At 65.4% G+C, this 1,943-nt stretch carries 2 protein-coding genes; both read left to right on the top strand.

The window, feature by feature from the left end; genetic code table 11:
* The coding region (locus AC2VOG_RS10450) for an RNA-guided endonuclease InsQ/TnpB family protein (RefSeq protein WP_486939823.1) at window positions 1-752 on the top strand (752 nt) is incomplete at its 5' end.
* 53 nt (window positions 753-805) lie between these two features.
* A partial coding sequence (locus AC2VOG_RS10445; RefSeq protein WP_486939822.1) for an acyl-CoA dehydrogenase family protein occupies window positions 806-1,943 on the top strand: 1,138 nt, incomplete at its 3' end.

Here is a 1,943-nt window from a genome sequence, read left to right as displayed (position 1 = left end):
TAGTTGCGACACCCGAGGGCCTGGAAGTCGCGCGCATTGCTGCACCGAAGTCATTGAGCGCGGCGCAATCGCGGTTGCGCGCCCTGCAGCGTCGGGCCGCCCGCCAACGTGGCCCGTATGACGCGCAGACCCGGGCTCGCCAGCAGCCGTCGAAGCGGTGGCGGCGCACGCAGGCCCGCATCGGCCGCATACACGCCCATGCCGCGGCGGTGCGCCGCGACGTCCTGCACAAGGCAACCACCACCTTGGCGCAGCAGCACGATGTCGTGGTGGTGGAGACCCTCAACGCTGCGGGCATGCGAGCCGCGGGCGGGGCTCGCAAGCGCGGCCTCAATCGGGCCCTGGCTGATGCTGCCCTCGCTGAAATCCGGCGTATGCTGGTCTACAAAAGTCGTTGGTACGGCAGTCATCTGGTGGAAGCCGACCGGTTTTATCCGTCATCGAAGACGTGCACGGCTTGCGGGAGGCGAAAGTCAAACCTCACCCTGGCCGATCGAGTCTTTCAGTGTGACGAATGCGGTAAACAGATCGACCGTGATCTGGGTGCTGCGATCAACCTCGCCCGACTCGGCGTGCCCACACAGTTGGGTGAACAGAGTCCCGCCGGGAGTGGCCCGGTGGCAGGACGTGGAGCCACGTGTGAGACCGAACCCGCGCTCGCGGGCGACGCCGCAGGCCGCGAAGCGTCAACCCAGCACCACCGCCGAGTGGATCAGACTGGGACCGCCTCACCAAAAGGCGAGGCTGCCTAATGACGAAGCGAACTCACATTCGCTCACCAAAAGGCAACGGCTACCATCCGGGGATGTCGCAACTGTTCCCCGATTACCGCCCGTTCTGGGAGACCGACCAGCACCGCGAACTGCGCAAGCACGCCGCGGAGTTCCTGCGCAAGGAGGCCACCCCGCATCAGGAGCGCTGGGTCGCCCAACACGGCGTAGACCGCGAATTCTGGAACAAGGCCGGCGACGCCGGGCTGCTGGGACTGGATCTGCCCGAGGAGTTCGGCGGAGCCGGCGGCGACTACGCCATGCACTCGGTGGTCCAGGAAGAATTGGTCTACGCCCACGACCAATGCTTCGGCTTCTCGGTGCATTCACCGATCGTGGCGCATTACCTGTATGCCTACGGCAACGACGAGCAACGCAAACGCTGGCTGCCCAAGGTCATCAGCGGCGAGGCGGTGCTGGCCATCGCGATGACGGAGCCGGGGACCGGCTCGGATCTACAGTCGGTGCGCACCAGCGCGGTGCGCGACGGCGACCACTACGTCATCAACGGCTCGAAGACGTTCATCTCCAACGGGACCCACTGCGATCTGCTGGTGATCGTCGCCAAGACCGACCCGTCCCAGGGGGCGGCCGGGGTGTCGCTGATCGTCGCCGAGACCAACGGACTGGCTGGCTTCGAACGTGGGCGGGTGTTGCAGAAGATCGGCCAGCACGGCCAGGACACCCGGGAGCTGTTCTTCACCGACATGCGGGTGCCGGTGGCCAACCTGCTCGGGGAGCAGGAGGGGCTGGGGTTCTATCAGCTGATGGACCAGTTGGCCCGGGAGCGGCTGATCATCGGGACGCTGTGCGCGGCGCTGGCCGAGGCGGCGGTGCTGGAGGCCATCCGCTACTCCAAGGAGCGTGAGGCATTCGGCCGGCCGATCGGCAACTTTCAGCACACCAAATTCGTGCTGGCCGAATGCAAGACGGACACGCTCGCGATCAAGACCCTGGTCGACTACGCGATCAGCCAGTACGTCGGCGGCAAGAACGATCCGATGACCGCGTCGATGGCCAAACTGTTCGCCGCGGAGAAATCCGATCAGGTGGTCGACAAGTGCCTGCAGATCTTCGGCGGCTACGGCTACATGGCCGAATACCCGATCGCCAACATGTACACCGGTTCGCGGGTGAACCGGATCTACGGCGGCACCAGCGAGATCATGAAGG

Source organism: Mycobacterium sp. TH-M11 (genome assembly GCF_057473725.1).
Note: the sequence above shows the minus strand (reverse complement) of the source record. Positions and strands in the feature narration are given on the sequence as shown.